This window comes from Chloroflexota bacterium (assembly GCA_018648225.1).
In the GTDB taxonomy this organism is placed as follows: Bacteria; Chloroflexota; Anaerolineae; order Anaerolineales; family UBA11858; genus NIOZ-UU35.
The window spans coordinates 1-4,817 of record JABGRQ010000056.1; the positions used below are offsets into that span (position 1 = coordinate 1).

General features: G+C 50.4%; 6 protein-coding genes and 1 tRNA gene. 6 read left to right on the forward strand and 1 reads right to left on the reverse strand.

Annotated features, from left to right (window positions below; translation table 11 throughout):
- Nucleotides 1-57: 57 nt before the first annotated feature.
- Both HN413_03570 and HN413_03575 read left to right on the forward strand, forming a co-directional pair.
- Nucleotides 58-1,161, forward strand: coding sequence for an aminopeptidase (locus tag HN413_03570; protein MBT3389467.1), 1,104 nt, complete (start codon nt 58-60; stop codon nt 1,159-1,161).
- 9 nt (nt 1,162-1,170) lie between these two features.
- Nucleotides 1,171-1,563, forward strand: a complete 393-nt coding sequence (locus tag HN413_03575) for a hypothetical protein (GenBank protein ID MBT3389468.1) — start codon at nt 1,171-1,173, stop codon at nt 1,561-1,563.
- Nucleotides 1,564-1,633: 70 nt separating this feature from the next.
- On the opposite strand, the gene HN413_03580 is transcribed toward HN413_03575, so the two are convergent.
- Nucleotides 1,634-2,875 carry a glycosyltransferase gene (locus HN413_03580; GenBank protein MBT3389469.1) on the reverse strand — a complete coding sequence of 414 codons (1,242 nt, stop codon included), beginning with the start codon at nt 2,873-2,875 and terminating at the stop codon, nt 1,634-1,636.
- A 67-nt stretch (nt 2,876-2,942) separates the two neighbouring features.
- Here HN413_03580 and HN413_03585 point away from each other — a divergent pair.
- The 4 genes from HN413_03585 to HN413_03600 form a co-directional block, all read left to right on the forward strand.
- Nucleotides 2,943-3,014 (forward strand) — tRNA-Thr (locus HN413_03585).
- A 71-nt stretch (nt 3,015-3,085) separates the two neighbouring features.
- The gene (locus HN413_03590; protein ID MBT3389470.1) at nt 3,086-3,505 is read left to right on the forward strand and encodes a hypothetical protein; all 420 of its coding nucleotides are present in this window, start codon (nt 3,086-3,088) and stop codon (nt 3,503-3,505) included.
- A 114-nt stretch (nt 3,506-3,619) separates the two neighbouring features.
- Complete coding sequence (udk, locus tag HN413_03595; GenBank protein MBT3389471.1) at nt 3,620-4,255, forward strand: uridine kinase; 636 nt, start codon at nt 3,620-3,622, stop codon at nt 4,253-4,255.
- A gap of 17 nt (nt 4,256-4,272) precedes the next feature.
- A partial coding sequence (locus HN413_03600; protein ID MBT3389472.1) for a VTT domain-containing protein occupies nt 4,273-4,817 on the forward strand: 545 nt, incomplete at its 3' end.

Genomic DNA, 4,817 nt, shown 5'->3' on the forward strand with positions numbered 1-4,817 from the left:
TTATTTTCCTCACCTTGGCTCTCTCCCTGTGAGAGATGGGTAGAATTGGAGCAACTTATGGCAGACCCCCGCATGACCAAACTGGCCGAATTATTAGTCAATTATTCTGTTGAAATCAAACCCGGCGACTGGGTGATGGTACGTGGTGACGTGGCCGCCGAACCCTTGGTCGCCGAAGTGGTGCGTCAGGTGGTGCGAGCGGGCGGCAAGCCCACGGTCCTGCTCAATAGCGATGCCATCGAAGAAGCATTCCTGCGCGAGGCCAGTCCGAAAATTCTAGGGTGGGTTTCGCCGGTTAATGAAATGCTCTACGAGCAAGCCGATGTGCTCATGGCGTTGCGCGCCACCAGCAACACCCGCGCCCTGACCGGCATTGATCCACAAAAAGAGCGCATTCGGGCTGTAGCAAACCGCGGCCTGACCGAAACTTACATGCGCCGTTCGGCGGCCAAAGAGTTGCGCTGGGTCGGCACGCAATATCCCTGCCCGGCATACGCCCAGGAAGCCGATATGAGTCTGAGCGAGTATGAAGATTTTGTTTACGCAGCGACTTTTTGTGACTGCGATGACCCCGTAGCGGAGTGGAAACGCGTCCACGATGAGCAACAAAAAATTGTCGATTGGCTGGCGGGCAGGAAAATCGTGACCGTGAAAAGCCCCAATGCCGATATGACACTATCCATCGAGGGGCGCACCTTTATCAATTCGGATGGCAAGAAGAATATGCCCAGCGGGGAAGTTTTTACCGGACCGGTGGAGGATTCTGCCAACGGATGGGTGGCATTCAACTACCCTGCAATTCGGGGTGGGCGCGAGGTCGAAGGGGTGCGGCTTGAATTCAAGGATGGCAAAGTCATCCAGGCCAGCGCCAAAAAGAACGAAGCTTACCTGCTAACTCAACTCGACAGCGACGAAGGCGCGCGCTACCTGGGCGAATTCGCCATCGGCACCAATTACGGCATCACGCACTTCACCAAGAGCATCCTCTATGATGAGAAAATCGGCGGCAGTTTCCATATGGCGGTCGGCGCGGGATACCCCGAAACTGGCAGCGTGAACAAATCCAGCATCCATTGGGATTTTATCTGTGATATCCGGAATGACAGCGAAATTCGCGTGGATGGGGAACTACTCTACAAAGATGGACAATTTGCAATTTAGGAGAAGCTCATGTTTTTTAGGAAAAAGAAGGAAACCACTCCTGTCTCTACAGTCAAAGCCGTTTATGTTATGGCCATCACCGCCGAGAAAATGCCAGCCGACGCGCTGATGTCCGCAGTAAAAGCGGCACAAGCCATGCTGACGCAGAAAAATCCAACTTTTGCCAAACTTTTCGGCGAACAAATGCAGCCCCAATCCAAAATCGAAGTCGCCAACATCAAATATGCTGGCTCGCTTATGCACACCCCCCAGACTATGCAAACGACACTTATTGGCTGGGTCAAAAATCAATATAATGTAGACGTTAAACTGGTCGTGAATAAGAATTTCTTTCCCCACGGGATGTTCGACGCCCAGAAGCGCGAGAATTTTTTCTTGTTCTATTTTGATATAAACGCGTAATGCAGGATAACGTCTTTGTCATCAGAACTCCGAGATTTTTTAAATCTCGGAGTTCTTTTATCCAAACAGATCAGTCCAACAATACAGTTTCATAAAGCTTTGCGATACGTGTGGCGATATTTTTCCATTGATAGGCTTGCGCAAAATTCACGGCCTTGCACGACATCTCGCGGCGCAAGGCATGATCTTCCAGCAATGTGGTCAGGCGTTCACTGAGCATTTGGGCATCGCCCACGGGGATATGATAGCCGGTTTCGCCATCCTGAATTAAAAAGGCCAGACCGCCAACTTGCGAAGCTACCACCGGTGTGCCACAAGCCATCGCTTCGAGGGCCACCATGCCAAACGACTCGTAGTGAGAGGGCATAATTACCGCATCGGCAGCAGAATAGTAGTAGGGCAAAGTCTCCTGGCTGCGGCGGCCCAAAAAAGTGACAAAATCATCCAGCCCGTGGGCGCTGCTCAAATCTTGCAGGCGAGTCATCTCAGCGCTGCGAGCTTGGCGGCTGAGATGCGGTTCGCCACCAATGATCGACATACACAAATGATAACGGTCTAACACGCCCTGCTTGCGCATCAGGGCAATGGCCTGGATCAGGGTATCGATGCCTTTGAGGGGTTCGATGCGCCCAACAAATAGCAGCATACGGTCGTCAACGGGAACGCCGATAAATTCTTTGGCCTCATCGGGTGGAATCGGGTAAAAGTGGCTGGTATCCACCCCGGGAGGAATCACGCTGATCCGCTCTGCATCAGCCTGGTACAACCATTCCAGTTGAGCCAACTCTGCCACTGTGGCCGCCACAATCCGGTCGGCCAGCTTGAGAACTTCATTTTCGCCCCGGATGCGGTAATCCCCTTCGGCCTCATCGGCATTACGAGCGATGCGTTGTTTCATCTTCCCCAGGGTGTGAAACATGTGAACGATGGGCACATTCCAGGCAGCCTGTAACTCGCTTGCTGCTATCCCCGACATCCAGTAATGGCTGTGGATCAAGTCGTATTGAAAATTCTTCTTCTCGGCAAATTCGAGAATATGCGTTACAAAGGTTGGCAAATGCTCGGCGAGCTGTTGCTTGGGCAGGGGCACTTCTGGCCCGGCGGGAACGTGTACAACACGATTGCCATAGCCCAGATCATGCGAAATGTGGGGCGCATGTTCGTCTTGAGAGCGAGTGTAAATATCTACAATGATGCCCATGCGCCCTAACTCACGGGTGAGTTCACGCACATAGACATTCATACCGCCGGTGTCTTTTCCACCCAGAATTGCCAACGGACAAGTGTGATACGATAACATGGCAACGCGCATGATGTACTCCAAGAGACTTTATTCAAGCTTGCATGGTTGCGAATTTGCTTGGTATAATCCAGGCCGCGCCACCGTAGCTCAATGGTAGAGCAATCGCTTCGTAAGCGATCGGTTAAGGGTTCGATTCCCTTCGGTGGCTCTTATATTTTAATTCTGCCAGTATTCCAAATTATTGGATTGCTAACGGGTATTTTATCACTAGGAGAAACTATGAAAATTTTTATCGCAGGCGTTATGCAAGGTTCATTCAAAGGCAAGGGTATCCAGGCCCAGAATTATCGCCAAATCATCGGCGATGCCGTCAAAATCAATCATCCCACAGCTGAAATCGTGGACCCGTTTTCGCTGTTTCCTAACAGTGTTGAATATGATGACCAGCGCGCCAAACAAACCTTATTTGCGATGGCGGCAGAAGCGGGATTCTCAGATATTTTAATTGCCTACCTGCCAGAAGCCAGCATGGGCACAACTCTCGAGATAGTGCGCGCTTACGATAATGGCAAATATATCATTAGCATCACACCGATGGAAGAAAATTGGGTGATTCGCGCCATGTCGACACAAATCTTCCCATCATTGGATGAATTTTGCGACTGGGTGCAAAAAACCGATTTAGAGAGTATCGTGTAAATTAACTCTTGGGAATTGCCCTACACTCCTAAATGTGGACAACTACCGCAGGGATTCCCAAAGAGCCTGTAAATTCTTTTGCGATAATAAAAGCCCTGCTGATATAATCTCATCATGCCCACACACCCCAACCCCATCGTCATCGGTATTGCCGGCGGCAGCGGTTCTGGTAAGACTACTGTCGCAAATGTTATTCTCGAACAAGTTGGTAAGCAAAAAATTGCCTACTTACCACACGATGCCTATTATAAAGATTTGAGTGAACTGCCCCGCACGCAACGCGCGCAAATCAACTTCGATCACCCCCATTCATTGGAAACAGAATTACTCACCCGGCATGTGCAACAATTGCAACAGTGGCAACGCATCCATCTGCCCATATATGATTTCAAGACACATTCCCGCACCGAGCAAACCATCTCCATCGAGCCGCAATCCGTTATTATTGTGGAAGGCATTTTGATTTTTGCCGAACAAAAACTGCGTGAACTTTTCGACGTGAAAATTTTCGTTGATACGGATTCCGACATCCGCTTCATTCGCCGTTTACAACGTGATATCACTGAGCGCGGTCGCACGACAGAAGCTGTCATCCACCAATACCTGAAAACAGTGCGCCCCATGCATCTGGAATTTGTCGAGCCGTCCAAGCGCTATGCCGATGTCATCATCCCCGAAGGCGGCTTCAATACCGTGGCGATGGATATGGTCGTCGCCCGCATCGAACGCCTGCTCACCAATAGCCAGTAGCTCCATCGGAAATACTTATGCACCCCAATACACGCGCGCGGACGATCTTCCGAATTCTGGCGTTATTGATCGTGATAGGGATCACATTTTTCATCTACAGCATTCGCGATCAGGCCAAAGAACTCACCGCTTACGGATATCCGGGGATTTTTCTCTTAGCCCTGCTGACTAATGCCACAGTATTTTTACCCGCCCCTGGCATTGCCGTGGTCTTTACGATGGGAGCCGTTTTTTCTCCATTTGGGGTGGGGCTTGCCGCCGGAGCCGGTGGCGCGCTCGGAGAGTTATCGGGCTATTTGGCTGGTTTCAGCGGACAGGGCGTCGTCGAAAAAAGTGCGCTCTACGCTCGCCTACATGGCTGGATCGAAAAATATGGTTTTTGGGCTATTCTGATGCTGGCCGCAATTCCTAATCCAACTTTCGATATTGCGGGGGTTGCTGCTGGAATACTAAAAATGCCGCTTTATAAATTTTTTCTGGCAGTTTGGATCGGCGTGACGATCAAAATGCTCATTTTTGCCTATGCTGGTGCACATTCCATGCAATGGCTGATTGGAAAATA